13 protein-coding genes are annotated in these 14773 nt (G+C 60.7%); 7 read left to right on the forward strand and 6 right to left on the reverse strand.

All coding sequences use genetic code 11. The features are described 5' to 3' along the window. Window positions 1-171 precede the first annotated feature (171 nt). From pgl to QA648_RS01455, 4 genes are all read right to left on the reverse strand, one after another. The gene (gene pgl / locus QA648_RS01440; RefSeq protein WP_104822040.1) at window positions 172-870 is read right to left on the reverse strand and encodes a 6-phosphogluconolactonase; all 699 of its coding nucleotides are present in this window, start codon (window positions 868-870) and stop codon (window positions 172-174) included. Between the two features lie 15 nt (window positions 871-885). Continuing rightward, entirely contained in the window at window positions 886-2361 is a 1476-nt protein-coding gene (zwf, locus tag QA648_RS01445; RefSeq protein WP_283049170.1) for a glucose-6-phosphate dehydrogenase, read from the reverse strand. Between the two features lie 130 nt (window positions 2362-2491). Further along, entirely contained in the window at window positions 2492-3790 is a 1299-nt protein-coding gene (locus QA648_RS01450) for an FAD-binding oxidoreductase (RefSeq protein WP_283049172.1), read from the reverse strand. Between the two features lie 13 nt (window positions 3791-3803). After that, the gene (locus QA648_RS01455; protein ID WP_104822043.1) at window positions 3804-5240 is read right to left on the reverse strand and encodes a glutamine synthetase family protein; all 1437 of its coding nucleotides are present in this window, start codon (window positions 5238-5240) and stop codon (window positions 3804-3806) included. Between QA648_RS01455 and QA648_RS01460 the strand changes: the two genes are divergently transcribed. The 4 genes from QA648_RS01460 (at window position 5206) to QA648_RS01475 (ending at window position 9828) form a co-directional block, all read left to right on the forward strand. Beyond that, window positions 5206-5394 carry a hypothetical protein gene (locus QA648_RS01460; RefSeq protein WP_199773591.1) on the forward strand — a complete coding sequence of 63 codons (189 nt, stop codon included), beginning with the start codon at window positions 5206-5208 and terminating at the stop codon, window positions 5392-5394. The two genes, QA648_RS01455 and QA648_RS01460, sit on opposite strands and share 35 nt — an antisense overlap. Continuing rightward, window positions 5378-6562, forward strand: a complete 1185-nt coding sequence (locus tag QA648_RS01465; protein WP_283049174.1) for an NAD(P)/FAD-dependent oxidoreductase — start codon at window positions 5378-5380, stop codon at window positions 6560-6562. Before QA648_RS01460 ends, QA648_RS01465 begins: the two co-directional genes overlap by 17 nt. 229 nt (window positions 6563-6791) lie before the next feature. Then, entirely contained in the window at window positions 6792-6935 is a 144-nt protein-coding gene (locus QA648_RS01470) for a hypothetical protein (protein WP_199773517.1), read from the forward strand. Between the two features lie 355 nt (window positions 6936-7290). Beyond that, a complete protein-coding gene (locus QA648_RS01475) occupies window positions 7291-9828 on the forward strand; it encodes a HAMP domain-containing methyl-accepting chemotaxis protein (protein ID WP_104822045.1) in 2538 nt (845 codons plus the stop codon). Here the strand turns inward: QA648_RS01475 and QA648_RS01480 are convergent. Further along, window positions 9804-10058, reverse strand: coding sequence for a hypothetical protein (locus tag QA648_RS01480; protein ID WP_283049177.1), 255 nt, complete (start codon window positions 10056-10058; stop codon window positions 9804-9806). The genes QA648_RS01475 and QA648_RS01480 overlap by 25 nt on opposite strands. A gap of 88 nt (window positions 10059-10146) precedes the next feature. Here QA648_RS01480 and QA648_RS01485 point away from each other — a divergent pair, with 88 nt between their 5' ends. Continuing rightward, window positions 10147-11019 carry a LysR family transcriptional regulator gene (locus tag QA648_RS01485; RefSeq protein WP_283049179.1) on the forward strand — a complete coding sequence of 291 codons (873 nt, stop codon included), beginning with the start codon at window positions 10147-10149 and terminating at the stop codon, window positions 11017-11019. Between the two features lie 37 nt (window positions 11020-11056). Here the strand turns inward: QA648_RS01485 and QA648_RS01490 are convergent, their stop codons facing one another. After that, window positions 11057-12055 carry an aldo/keto reductase gene (locus tag QA648_RS01490; RefSeq protein WP_283049181.1) on the reverse strand — a complete coding sequence of 333 codons (999 nt, stop codon included), beginning with the start codon at window positions 12053-12055 and terminating at the stop codon, window positions 11057-11059. 328 nt (window positions 12056-12383) lie between these two features. Between QA648_RS01490 and QA648_RS01495 the strand changes: the two genes are divergently transcribed. Further along, window positions 12384-13478 (forward strand): polyamine ABC transporter substrate-binding protein, encoded by a 1095-nt coding sequence (locus QA648_RS01495; RefSeq protein WP_283049183.1) that lies wholly within the window; start codon window positions 12384-12386, stop codon window positions 13476-13478. Between the two features lie 150 nt (window positions 13479-13628). After that, a complete protein-coding gene (locus tag QA648_RS01500) occupies window positions 13629-14771 on the forward strand; it encodes an ABC transporter ATP-binding protein (protein WP_283051443.1) in 1143 nt (380 codons plus the stop codon). Window positions 14772-14773: the final 2 nt, after the last annotated feature.

The raw sequence follows: 14773 nt of genomic DNA on the forward strand, positions 1-14773 counted from the left end.
CTGCCTCCGTCTGTTTTTGCGCATAACCCCGAAAGATCAACGTGATCCGTCTTGGGAAAGGGCTAGGCGCAGACTTCAAATGTCATTGCTATGCCGGCACGCCTTTTCGGGGCGTGAGGCGCAGCGGTGATTGCTGTGTCGTTCAGGGTCCGATGGCGGCCGTCCGGCCTGTCAGGGAGCCCAGTAAATCTCGACCAGAGAGGCGGCCCGGCGCAGAATGGCGCGGATCGGCATCTCGGTCTCTTCGCCTGGCGCTTCCGCTTTGGCGAGAACGTCCTTCTTGCCTGCCCCTTCGATATGGAGCACCAGCAATCCGGCATCCTGAAGGCTGGAGAAGGTGAAGGTCAGCCGGGGTTCGCCGGCTCCTTCGGCTTCCATCGTGATGATGCCGCGCGGGCTGTTCGAATCGAGCGCCGCAGCGAGATTGCTCCCGCCCGGAAAGAACGAGGCCGTGTGGCCGTCATTGCCCATGCCGAGGATGGCGACGTCAAAGGGAAAGCCGATGCACTTGGTCTTTTCCGTGGCGATAACGGCGGCCTCCTCGACGGAAGCCGCGGCTTGGTAGAGCGGAAAGAACTGTGCCGACGCCGCCTTGTCCTTCAACAGGTTTTCCTGAACGAGCAGGTGGTTCGAGCGCGGATTGTCTGCCGGCACGAACCGTTCGTCGACAAGGGTAATCGTCACCTTGCTCCAGTCGAGCGAACGCGATGACAGCGTCTGGAAGAAGATCTTCGGCGTCGAACCGCCGGAGACCGCAATGCTTGCAGAGCCGCGGGTGGCGATGGCGGCCGTGAGAACCTCGACCACCTTGTCCGCGAGCTTGCCGGCGAGTTCGGCGCCATTGGCGAAAGCATGCATGTTCGCTGTCATCGTCGTCGTCCCAGTTTAGATATCGTCATGCCATGTGCGGCCGTCACGCTCGATGAGCGCGATGGCCTGGCTCGGACCCCACGTGCCGGCGGTATAACCCTGCACCGGCTGGCTGGTGGCTTCCCAGCCCTTGAGCATCGGATCGACCCATTCCCACGCGGCTTCTACTTCGTCGCGGCGCATGAACAGCGTCTGGTTGGAACGGACCACGTCCATCAGCAGGCGTTCGTAGGCGTCCGGATTGCGGACGTTGAAGGCCGAAGCGAAGCTCATGTCGAGCGAGACGTTGCGCAGGCGCATGCCGCCCGGACCTGGATCCTTGATCATCAGCGACTGCTTGACGCCTTCGTCCGGTTGCAGGCGGATGATCAACTGGTTGGCGACGATGCGGCCGGCGGCCTGATCGAAGATGTTGTGCGGGATCGGCTTGAAGGTGATGACGATTTCCGACACCCGGCCGGCAAGACGCTTGCCGGTGCGGATGTAGAAGGGAACGCCGGCCCAGCGCCAGTTGCCGATCTCGGCCTTGATGGCGACGAAGGTCTCGGTGTTGGAGACGCCACCTTCCAGTTCGTCGAGGTAACCCTTGACCGGGCCGCCTGCCGAAGCGCCGGCGCGATACTGGCCGCGAACGGTCGCCTGCTCGACGTTGGAAGCGTCGATCGGCTTCAGCGCGCGCAGAACTTTCAGCTTCTCGTCGCGAACGGCTTCGGAGTCCATCGATGACGGAATTTCCATCGCGGTCAAGCAGAGGAGCTGCAGGATGTGGTTCTGCACCATGTCGCGCAGCGCGCCGGCGGTATCATAATAACCGGCACGCCCTTCCAGGCCGACCGATTCCGCAACCGTGATCTGTACATGGTCGATGTGGTTGGCGTTCCACAGCGGCTCATAAAGCGCGTTGGCAAAGCGCAGCGCCATCAGGTTCTGCACCGTTTCCTTGCCGAGATAGTGGTCGATGCGGAAGATCTGCTCTTCCTTGAAGACCTTGCCAATCGTGTCGTTGAGCTGCAGCGCGGAAGCGAGGTCGCGGCCGATCGGCTTTTCGACGACGATGCGGGTCTGCTTGGTGATCAGCTTGTGATCGGAAATCTTCTGCGAGATGTCGCCGAAAATGCCCGGAGCGACGGCGAGATAGAAGGCGCGCACGCGGTCCTTGCCTTCGTCCAGAATCTTCTTGAGCTGATCCCAGCCGGCATCGGTCTTGGCGTCGACCGGTACGTAGAATAGGCGCGCGCAGAATTTCCTCACTTCCGCTTCGTCGAATTCGCCCTTTTTCAGATGCTCTTTCAGCGCGGCCTCGGCGAATTTGCGGTATTCTTCATGCGAGAGCGCGCTGCGGGATGCGCCGATAATGCGGGTGGGCTCGGAAAACTGGCCTTCGACCTGGCGATGATAGAGGGCGGGCAGAAGCTTGCGTTCTGCAAGGTCGCCGCTGCCGCCGAAAACGACATAGTCAAATGGTTCAACGGGAATGATTTGGCTGCTCATGAGCTATCTCTCAATCAGTCTTGGTTAAGGCCCCTTTTAATCTAATCGATTTAAAAAGGCCAGTGTGCATCGCAAAAATCAGACTCGGCTTTTTAGAGCGGATTGCCGGAAGAGGAAATCCGTTCTGTTTCTAGAACCTGTCGCGCAACGCAAACCACGAGAGCGCCAGGAATAGGAGAGGCGCCCGCATGCGGGCGCCGCCGGGAAAGGGCGGGATGTTCAACGCCTTGAAAAGCGCAAGGTCGTCGGCGTTCCCGAGAACCGTTTTCGCATAGAGTTTACCGCAATAGTTTGACAGCATGACCCCGTGGCCGGAATAGCCGCCGATGGAGGTGACGCCGGGCATGACCTCGCGCACGAAAGGCTGGCGCGGCATAGTGATGCCGACAGATCCGCCCCAGGCATGGGTGATGTTGATATTGCCGAGGGCAGGGTAGATTTCGGCGATCTGGCGGCGGATGTGCTGCGTTATGTCGCGCGGGTTATCGGCGGTATAGGCCTCGCGCCCGCCGAACAGTAGGCGCCCGTCCTTCGATTTGCGGAAATAACGCACCACGAATCGCGAATCCGCCACCGCTTCACCGCCGGGCAGGACATCGGGAAACCTGTCGAGCGGTTCGGTGGCACCGATGAAGGAGCGAATCGGCATGACATGGCTCGCGGTCACCGGCTCCAGATTGCCGATGTGGCCGTTGCAGGCAATCAGCACGCGGTCGGCGGTGATCGTGCCGCTGTCGGTCTCGATCAGCGTCCTGCCGCCGGATTGCCGGATCGCCTTCGCCGGTGTCATTTCGAAGATCGAAGCACCGGCGGCCTGCGCTACCCGCGCTAGGCCGATGAGCAGCTTCAGTGGATGGATATGGCCCGTGCCCATATCCCGGACGCCGTAGAGATAGAGCTTCGAGCCAAGCCGCTCCTGGGTTTCGGCCTGATCCATGAAGCTCACATGCGGATAGCCATAGCGCGTCGCTGCGATTTCGGCGTTCTCCATATAGGCGCGCTTGTAGCTCCGCTTATGCGTGACATTCATCTGGCCGGGCATGAAGTCGATGTCGATTTCATATTCTGCGGCAAAGTCGAGAAGGTGATGTTTGGCGTCCTCGGCGAGATCGAACAGTGCCTTTGAGCGCTCGTAGCCAATCTTCTCTTCCAGCTCCTCGGGCCAGGAGCGCTGGCCGGTGCCGAGCTGGCCGCCATTGCGACCGGAGGCGCCGTCGCCGAAGCGATTGGCATCGATCAGCACCACATCGACGCCGCCCTTGGCAAGATTGTAGGCGGCCTGCAGGCCAGTGTAGCCGCCGCCGATGATGGCAACGTCAGCGCGGCGGGAGCCGTCGAGCTTCGGATAGGCGGGGCGAGGGCCGATGGTTGCCTGATACCAGGAAAGGCCCGGCGCAATCGGGCTCTGCCATGCTTCCTGCAATGTCATGGGCGGGCCTCCCTCACACGTTGAGCAGAAGGAATTCCCGCTCCCAGGGGCTGATCACCTGCATGAAGGTTTCGAATTCGCCGCGCTTGACGCCGACATAGATGTCGATGAAGTCCTTTCCGAGGACCTCTTGGAAAGCCGGTTCGCCTTCCAGGAGCGCAATGGCTTCGAGAAGCCCGCGCGGCAGATCGATCGAACCTTCGTTGGCCGAATCCTCGGTCGGTGCGGTCGGCTCCACCTTCTTCATGATACCGAGCAAGCCGCAAGCGAGTGAGGCCGCGAGCGCCAGATACGGATTGGCGTCAGAGCTCGGCAACCGGTTCTCGACGCGGCGCGCCTGCGGATCGGAGACCGGTACGCGGAACGCGGTGGTGCGGTTGTCATAGCCCCAGGCGTTGTTGACCGGGCAGGACATGTTCGGCGCCAGGCGGCGATAGGAGTTCACATAGGGCGCCAGCATCGCCAGCGCATTCGGCACATAACGTTGCATGCCGCCGATGAAGTGGAAGAACTCCGGCGAGGGACTGCCGTCCGGATTGGTGAAAACATTCTTGCCGGTCACGATATCGACCACCGACTGGTGGATATGCATCGCCGAGCCCGGCTGGCTCTGGATCGGCTTGGCCATGAAGGTAGCATAGATGCCGTGTTTCATCGCCGCTTCGCGAATGGTGCGCTTGAACATGAACACCTGGTCGGCAAGCTCGATCGGATCGCCATGGCGCAGGTTGATTTCGAGCTGCGCCGGACCCTCTTCATGGATCAGCGTGTCGATCTCCAGGCCCTGCTTCTCCGAGAAATGATAGATGTCGTCGATCAATTCGTCGAATTCGTTGATGCCGGCAATCGAATAACCCTGGCCGCCGAGGATCGAGCGGCCCGAACGGCCCTTCGGCGGATGCAACGGATAGTCCGGATCGTCATTCTTGGCGACGAGATAGAATTCGATCTCCGGCGCGACCACCGGCTTCCATCCACGCTCGCGGTAGAGGCCCATGATCCGCTTCAACAGATTGCGCGGCGTGTAGGACACCGCATCGCCATCGGAATTGACGATGTCACAAATCACCTGTGCCGTCGGATCGCTCTCCCAGGGCACGACCGAGAGCGTCGAAAGATCGGGCACCAGCTTCAGGTCACTGTCGCGCGGCTCGTAACGGAAGCTTTCGGTCTCCTCCGGATATTCGCCTGAAATCGTGTGACGATAGATCGCCGAGGGCAGGGCGAGCGAGGTGTTGGAGGTGAATTTCGAGGTGGGCATCATCTTGCCGCGTGGCACACCCGCAAGGTCCGGTGTGATGCATTCTATGTCTTCGATTCCCCGCGCCCGCAGCCACTGAGCCGCTTCCTTCCAATTTGCCACGCCGCGCGCTGATCGTAAGCTTGGGGGAACTGTTGCGATTTTCGAGACCGGCATGGAAGCTTTCAGCGGGGTCTTTTTCGCGGGCATAAAACACCGTATTTGCGTTGATCGAAGATTTCATCATAACGGCAGTTTGCCAATTGGCGAGGGGGAAAACCGTTCGGACTTTCGCCATATGATGGAAAAACGACAGTGCGGCGCAGCAATGGATAAAGGAATGAAACGTGGCCGGCAGATATGATGTGATCGTCCTCGGCGCAGGCGCCGCAGGCATGATGTGCGCTATCCGCGCCGGCCAGCGCGGGCGTTCCGTCGTCGTGCTCGACCACGCCGCAGCGCCGGGGGAGAAGATCCGGATTTCCGGCGGCGGCCGCTGCAATTTCACCAATATTCATGCCGGCCCGAAGAACTTCCTCTCGGCCAATCCGCATTTCGCCAAGTCGGCCTTGGCGCGCTTCACGCCGAAGGATTTCCTCGCCATGGTCGAGAGCCATGGCATCGCCTGGCATGAAAAGACGCTCGGTCAGCTCTTCTGCGACAACAGCGCCAAAGACATCATCCGCATGCTGACCGACGAGATGCGGGCAGCCGGCGTGGAGTTGCGGCTGCGCACCGAAATCGGCGCCATCGAGCCGGTCGCGGGCGGGGGCTACAAGGTCGCCACGTCGGAGGGTACCTTGGAGGCGGCGTCTCTGGTCATCGCCACCGGCGGCAAGTCGATCCCGAAAATGGGCGCCACCGGCTTTGCCTATCGCATCGCCGAGCAATTCGGCCTGCCGCTCGTCGAGACGCGTCCCGGCCTCGTGCCGCTGACCCTCGATCCCCAGCTTCTCCAGCGCCTGGCGCCGCTTGCCGGCATCGCCGCGCCTGCCGAAATCCGCCACGGCAAGACCGCGTTCCGCGAAGCCCTGCTCTTCACCCATCGCGGCTTGAGCGGCCCGGCGATCCTGCAGATCTCTTCCTACTGGCGGGAAGGCGACGAGATCACGGTGGCGATCGAGCCCGATATCGACATTTTCATCACGCTCAAGACGGCCCGGCAAGCCAATGGCCGGCAATCGGCACAGACGGCTCTGGCGGAGATATTGCCGAAGCGACTGGCGCAGCATTTCGCCGACGGAGAGGGCATAGCGGGCAATATGGCCGATCAGCCCGACAAGCGCCTGCAGCAGCTTGCCGCCGCCGTCCAGGCCTGGCCGGTCAAGCCGTCGGGTTCCGAAGGTTACCGGACGGCGGAAGTCACGCTTGGCGGCGTCGATACCGCCTGCCTCGATTCAAAGACGATGCAGGTGAAAACCATCCCCGGCCTCTTTTTCATCGGCGAATGCGTCGACGTCACCGGCTGGCTCGGCGGCTACAATTTTCAATGGGCCTGGGCCTCGGGCCATGTCGCCGGCGAAGCGGCTTAAAACACTTATTTCCACATAGCGACGGAGCCCTTGCTCGCGCCGCTATGGAAGTGGAACTGCCAGCCGCAAAGTCCTACGCCTTTTGGATAAATATTCGCCGGGTGCGACAATTGTGGCTAGGCTCTGGTGCCGGCGTTTTCCTTTCCTACATCTTTATTGTCCACATTGGCAGTTGCCGGAACGACCTTTTGCCGGTTATCGTGTCAGTGCGAAAATGGGATTTAGGCTCATGAATAGAACACAACATCGCGCTCGCGCCATTGCAATTGCTCAAACCCGTGACAATGCCAAATTGGTGGCCATTCGGCTGCTGATGCTGGCAACCGGCGCCACGGCGGCCTGCATTGCTTACCTTGCGGTGCGCAGCTTCTGATATCATCGGCCTGATCGGCTTCGGCCGCCGTTCGCCGGCGGCCAGCACGTGCGCATACGCCCGGCATCCTCTCGCCCGCGGCCTTACCTCCCTGCATTTTAAGGCTTTTCCCGAGTTATCGATGGCCTTGTAGGTCATTGCCATGGCGCCTTATCCGAAAATTAATTAATCGGACTCACAATCCGCGAAGATTTTCTGGGGCGTGCTTCTACAACGTAGAGCCGAAGCAATGATTGCCTCCCGACATGGTTGGGGACCCCGTCTGCGAACATCTCAAGTTTGATGGTTATGCATCCGGTCAGCGCCGTGGCGGCGTCGGCAGGGGTAGTACGGTGTATGAGAGGCCAGAGCCACCATGTTCATTGACAAGATCCTGTCTCGTTTCAAGATCAAGACGAAGGTTCTGATCTTCGTGCTGCCTTTCGTCATCAGCATTTCCGCCGTCGGCCTCACCGGGCTCTACGCTTCGGGCCTGCTGCAGGGGCGCATGGAAATTTCCAACAGCGTGCTGCAATCGCTGACGGGCTTCAAGAACCTCTACGCTTCGATGGATGACTTCCTGCGCATCACCAACGAACAGCAGCGCGACAAGCTCTATCAGGACATCAAATCGCAGCAGGGTGTCCTGAACGCGACGCTCGACCAGCTCGGTAAGGATGCGGAAGGCCGCGATAATCTGACGGATGCGACGACCAAGACTGCCGACACGGCAAACCTGGTTGCCAAGCTCTGGACGCTGCACGAGCAGGAAGTCGCCTTTCGCAAGGTGATCGAAGACGCGCAGAGAGCGCTGATCAGCGCCCGCTTCAATGTCGATTTCGATGGTCAGCAACTGGAAGACCAGATGCGCAAGGACCAGGCCGACGCGACCGCGACGCTGCGCGCCGCCGACCGCCTGCTGAAGGGCGGCGATGCGCTTGTCTCCGTCGCCGAAGATTTCAACAAGGCCGCAACGCCGGCCGACAAGGTCAAGCTGCTCAAGGACCGGTTGCCTGATCTCAACAAGGCGCTACGGGCGATCGATCTCGCCGTGCCGCAGAACCAGAAAAGCGTCGTGCAGTCGCTGGCCGGCACCATCAAGGATCTCGGCGCTTTCACCGAAAGCACTGATGTTCCAACGGACGATACCGTCACCGCCATCGGACGGCTGCTTTCCCGCTTCCGGCAGATGTCGACCTATACGCAGCTCACGGCAACGCAGATGATGCGCCAGGCGACCACGACCTTCGTTCAACTGGACGCCCGTGTCGTCCAGACCAATTCCGTTCTGCAGGACACCCGCCGTCTCGAAGGTTCGATCTATTCGCTGCAGCTCGTGCTTGCCGACTTCACCGCCAACACCACCAAGGAAAATCTCGTCCGTCTGCGCCAGGAAATCGCCAAACTCGGTGGCGACATGAATACGCTGAACCAGAGTGCCAAGGACATGGATTTCGCCGGCGATATCGACAAGGCCATCCGCCCGGCCATCAAGTCGATGGATGAAGCCGGCGGCAAGCTGGTCGATACCATCACCCAGCGCATCGCCGAATATGCCAGCGCCCGCCAGCAGCTCGATCAGGTCTGGGGTCAGCTCACCGCCTTTGCCGAAACCCAGAAGCAGAGCGCCGGCACGGAGCGTGATCAGGCGAACTACATCTCGATCCTCGCCACCACGCTTGGCATTATCCTCTCGGTCGCCGGCGGCATCGCTCTGGTCCTGACCCTGCAGCGTCCGATCGGTCAGATCACCGCCGCCATGCGCCGTATCGCCGACGGCATGCTGGAAACTGCGATCTCCGGCGAGCAGCGCCACGACGAAATCGGCGACATGGCCCGCGCGCTCGGCATCTTCAAGGAAAACGCGCTTTCGAAGATCCGCATCGAGGAGCAGAGCGACGAGGAACGCACCGCAGCCGAGCACGAGCGCCAGCGCAACGATGCCGAAAAGCGCGAGCTAGACCGCCAGATCGACTTCGCCGTCAGCGAACTTGCCGCCGGCCTCGAGCGGCTGGCTCAAGGCGATATCTCTGCTAGCATCCAGACGCCTTTCATCGGCCGCCTCGAACAACTTCGCCAGGATTTCAACAGCTCGCTGTCGCGTCTGCAGCAAACGCTCAGCCAGGTGCGCGACAATGTCGAGATGATCCAGAGCAACGGCAGCCAGATGGCAGCTTCCGCCGAGGACCTGTCGAAGCGCACCGAACAGCAAGCGGCCGCGTTGGAAGAAACCGCCGCCGCCGTGGATGAAATCACCGTCACCGTTCGCTCGTCCGCCGAGCGCGCCAAGGAGGCGGATGCGATCGTGCGCGAAGCCAAGCGCAGCGCCGACGACAGCTCCGTCGTCGTAGGTAACGCCATCGATGCGATGGGCCGTATCGAAGATGCCTCACGCCAGATCGAGCAGATCATCGGCGTCATCGACGAGATCGCCTTCCAAACCAACCTTCTGGCGTTGAATGCCGGTATCGAAGCTGCCCGCGCCGGCGAGGCCGGCAAGGGCTTCGCGGTCGTCGCCATGGAGGTGCGGGAGCTTGCGCAGCGCTCCGCCGCCGCGGCACAGGAGATCAAGGGGCTGATCAACAAATCGACCCACGAGGTCAATTCCGGCTCGCAGTTCGTGCAGGAAGCCGGCTCAGTGCTCGCCCAGATCAGTGGTCAGATCGTTACCATCAGCCAGCATGTGGAAATGATCGCGCGCGCCAGCCACGATCAGGCAAGCGCGCTGCAGGGTGTCAACTCCTCCGTCAACCAGATGGACCAGATGACACAGAAGAATGCGGCCATGGTCGAAGAAACCACGGCGGCAAGCCGCGAACTGGCCACCGAAGCGGACGCGCTGCTCTATCTCATCCAGCAGTTCAAGATCGAAGGCGGGCAGGGTGCGGGCTATATGCGGGCGCAAGCCGCCTGACCGCTGCAATCGTCGCTATCACAGGCGGATCGGTCCGTATCGGGCCGGTCCGCTTTTTTCGTTTTGAGCCATGCATAGCTAATATCGAGAGCGTTCCCGAACCAGGTAAACAGTGGCCAGGGATCACGGCCATATTCTTGGTAGAAAGCGTCCTCGTTGCGGCGCCATAGCGCATGGCGGGCGTCATTCTCCAGTTCGATAATTCTGGCCAAAGCGATGCAGTCGATCATGGGAGGTCTCCATATTGAAAAGCATCCCTTCAATTACGCAGAGAAATCTTCTTTATAAACAGCCGTTTTCGCCATATGTTTTTCAATCATGAAAAACGCGACCTGGGATTCCTATCAGCTTTTCCTCGACGTCGCCCGCGGCGGCGGGTTGACGGGGGCTGCATCTTCCAGCGGTTTGAGCCCGGCGACGATCGGCCGGCGCATGCTGGAATTGGAAAGCCAGATCGGGCGCACGCTCTTCCAGCGCAGCCAGACGGGATATGCGTTGACGGGCGACGGGCAAGCGCTCTTCGACCAGCTTCTGGAGATGGAGGCCGCCGCCCGCAAGGTGGATAGCTGGCAGCGCGACGCCCAGGGGATGTCCGTCGTTCGCATTGCCGCCGGAACCTGGGTCGGCTGGCTGCTCAGCCAGAACATGCCGACAATCTGTTCGGAGCGGGATGGATTCCGCATCGATCTATATCTCGGCGAGCGCCGCGCCAGCCTTGCCCACCGCCAAAGTGACATCGGCATCCGCGCCTTCGAACCGGAGGAGACCAATCTCGCCGCCATCAAGACCGGCGACGTCGCCTATGCCGCCTATCAGGCGCGCAACATGCGCTTTTCCGGCCAGCAGCGTTGGATCGCGGTGGCGGAGGAGGAGGCGGTATCGGCCTATCTGCGCTGGCCGCATCAGAACAGACGCGAAGAGATCGCCTTCACCGTAAGCCGCCCGCGCTCGCTTCACGATCTCGTGCTCGCGGGAGCAGGTATCGCTGTTCTGCCTTGCTTCGTCGGCGATCAGGAACCGAGGCTGGAACGGGTCGGCGAGGAGATCGTGCCCCTGCGCCATCGGCAGTGGATCGTCATGAACGATGCCGACCGTCATCGACGGGATATCCGCACCGTGGTCGATCGTATGACCAAGTTGCTGAAAAGCCATGCGGAACTGTTTGCGGGCAAGCGCCCGACCTACGCGTAAAAACCGGCAGCCAAAGCGGCTGCCGGTTAGATCCTTTTCAGCGAGCAGCGTCGCCCCAGCGATATTCCACTGTCGCGTCGTCCAGCTTCGCCTTCAGCGCCGGATCGAGCTTGAGATCGATGGCGGCGAGCGTGTCGGTCAGTTGCTCCGGACGGCTGGCGCCGATAATGGCGGAGGTGATCACCGGATTGGCGGCCACCCAGGCGACGGCGAGCTTGGTAAGCGAATGGCCGGCCTCGTCGGCGATACCGCGCAGTTTCTCGATCGTCGCGAATTCGCGTTCATGCCAGTAGCGCTGCAGATAGTTCGTGCCGGCATTGCGCAGTTGCGAGCTGAAGCGGCCTTCGGTCGGCGCGACGTCGTGCCTGTGTTTGCCGGTCAGAAGGCCGCCGGCGATCGGATTGTAGGGAATGACGGCGAGGCGCTGTTCTTCCGCAAGCGGCAGCAGTTCGCGCTCGATCTGGCGGAACAGCAGATTGTAGCGCGGCTGCACGGAAACGAAGCGGGCGGTGCGCAGGAAATCGGCGCGGCCGAGCGCTAGAGCCAGCCGGTAAGCGAGGAAATTCGATACCCCGACATAGCGCGCCTTGCCCGAGCGTACGATGACGTCGAGCGCCTCCAGGGTCTCGTCGATCGGTGTGTCGCGGTCGTCGGAATGGAGCTGATAGAGGTCGACATAGTCGGTGCCGAGACGCCGCAAGGATGCATCGATGGCGTCGAGAAGGTGCTTGCGCGACGCGCCCTGATCCCAAGGGGAGGGACCGACTTTGCCGACCGCCTTGGTGGCGACGATGAAGCGATCGCGTCTGCCCTTCAGCCAGCGGCCGACGATTTCCTCGGTGCGGCCGGCAAGCTCTTCGCCGCCGCCGAGTGGATAGACGTCGGCGGTGTCGATGAAGTTGACGCCGGCGTCGGTCGCCTTGTCGAGAATGGCATGCGCAATGTCTTCCTGCTCGATCTGCAGGCCAAAGGTCATGGTGCCGAGGCAGAGGCGCGAGACGCTGAGACCGGTATTGCCGAATTTTTGATACTGCATGGTGGAAACCCTTGGAAAGGCGGGTTGCGTTTGCCCTTGACGCAGGGCGGTGAAAAAAGGGCAGGAGTTTATTGGTGGGAATGATACGGTGCGATGTTAGCAAAGCCCATCCGGGCATTCACGCAGGAAGCGGGCCTCACGTTCACAATCGCGTGCGCTCGCCCGTCGGGGTTTCCGCTGCGGGACCTTTCCCTTTTTCAGCAAATCCGTGAAAGCTCATACTGCCTTGCTTTTCCCCCTTGTGGCCTTCGGAATTCCTTTCTAGTCTGACGGGAAAAACAGAGGGTTGGGTATCGCCGCGATGCCCTTGAACAAAACAGGAGAGACCATGAAGTCCATGTTCGCACGGCTTGCAGCAACGGCTTTCGCAGCCGTTTCGCTGGTGACGGCAGCCCAGGCTGCAGACAAGGTCGTCAATATCTACAACTGGTCGGATTATATCGATGATTCGATCCTGGCCGATTTCACCAAGGAAACCGGCATCAAGGTTGTCTACGATACCTTTGATTCCAACGAGACCCTGGAAACCAAGCTCCTTGCGGGCAAGACCGGCTACGACATCGTCGTGCCGACGGCGGACTTCCTGCAACGCCAGATCAAGGCCGGTGTGTTCCAGAAGCTCGACAAGTCGAAGCTGCCGAACATCTCCAACATGTGGGACATGGTGATGCAGCGCATCTCCACTTACGATCCCGGCAACCAATATGCCATCGACTATATGTGGGGCACCAACGGCATCGGCTACAATGTCGACAAGGTGAAGCAGATCCTCGGCACCGACGACAAGCCGACGCTCGATGTGATCTTCGACCCGAAGGTCGCCGCCAAGTTCAAGGATTGCGGCATCTATATGCTCGATGCGCCGAAGGACGTCATCCCGACAGTGCTGGCCTATCTCGGCCTCGATCCGAACTCGACCAAGCAGGAGGATTTCAAGAAGGCTGAGACTCTTCTGGCATCGGTCCGGCCTTTCGTCCGCAAGTTCCATTCGTCCGAATATATCAATGCGCTGGCCAACGGCGATATCTGCATCGCTTTCGGCTATTCCGGCGATGTGCTGCAGGCGCGCAATCGCGCCGAAGAGGCCAAGAACGGCGTGCATGTCGACTATTCGATGCCGAAGCAGGCGCAGATGTGGTTCGACGTCATGGCGATCCCGGCCGATGCGCCGCATGTGGCCGAGGCGCATGAATTCCTGAATTACATCATGAAGCCGGAAGTCATCGCCAAGGCCAGCAACTTCGTCGCCTACGCCAACGGCAACAAGGCTTCGCAGCAGTTCGTGAATAAGGAAGTCCTCGAGGATCCGGCGGTCTATCCGACCGATGAGATCATGAAAAACCTGTTCACGGTGACGCCGTGGGATCCGAAGACGCAGCGTCTGGCGACGCGCTTGTGGACCAAGGTTGTTACCGGTCAATAAGTCAGACAAAGGCCCGGACGGAAACGTCCGGGCCTTTCCTTAGACCATGCGTCCAGATCGCTGAGCGGTCGCGGACGGGGTAATACGAATTCTGAAACGCTACCGGGTGGGGAAAGCCGGAGCGACACAGAATCAATTCGGGGATAGATGATGAAGTCTCTCGGTAATATCCGGCGTTCCTTTGCTCCTTGGACGGATCCTTCGGCAAAGCCATATATTTCCTTCAAGAACGTCACGAAGAAGTTCGGCGATTTCACCGCCGTCGACAATCTTTCGCTGGATATCTACAACCGCGAATTCTTCGCTCTGCTCGGCGCGTCCGGCTGCGGCAAGTCCACGCTGCTGCGCATGCTGGCGGGCTTTGAACAGCCGACGACGGGCGAGATCGTTCTCGACGGCCAGAATCTTGCCGGCACGCCGCCCTATCGCCGCCCCGTCAACATGATGTTCCAATCCTACGCGCTCTTCCCGCATATGACCGTGGAAAAGAATATCGCCTTCGGGCTGCGCCAGGATGGCATGCCGAAAGCGGAGATCGCCGAGCGCGTTGCGCAGATGCTGAAGCTCGTCAAGCTGGAGCAATTTTCCAATCGCAAGCCGAACCAGCTTTCCGGTGGCCAGCGCCAGCGCGTGGCGCTCGCCCGCTCGCTCGCCAAGCGGCCGAAGGTGCTGCTGCTCGACGAGCCGCTCGGCGCGCTCGACAAGAAGCTGCGCGAGGAGACCCAGTTCGAACTCATGGACCTGCAGCAGAGCCTTGGCCTCACCTTCGTCGTCGTCACCCACGATCAGGAAGAGGCGATGACCATGGCCGACCGCATTGCCGTGATGAGCCATGGCAGGGTCGTGCAGGTGGCGACGCCGGCGGAGATCTATGAGGCTCCCAATTCCCGCTTCGTCGCAGACTTCATCGGTGACGTGAACATCCTCGACGGCAATGTCACGCGCGCAAATGGCGGCACGGTCGAGATTGCCGTCGACAACGGCTTCACCCTGCGCACGGCAGCCAGCGAAATGCTCACTGAGGGCAGCCGCGCGGGCTTCGCCATTCGGCCGGAAAAGCTACGTGTCACGCCGCGCCCGCCGGCCAACGCCTCGGTCAATGCCGCCGAGGGCGAGATCTGGGATATTGCCTATCTCGGTGACATGACGGTCTTCCACGTCAAGCTGAAGAGCGGACAGGTCGTCAAGGCTTCGTCGCTGAATGCAGTGCGCGCAGTGGAGGAACCTTTCTCCTATGATCAAGGCGTCTGGGTCTCCTTCGATGAAAATGCCGGCGTGCTGCTGAAGGATTGATC

Origin of the sequence: Rhizobium sp. CB3171, from assembly GCF_029714265.1 — a bacterium.
In the GTDB taxonomy this organism is placed as follows: domain Bacteria; phylum Pseudomonadota; class Alphaproteobacteria; order Rhizobiales; family Rhizobiaceae; genus Rhizobium.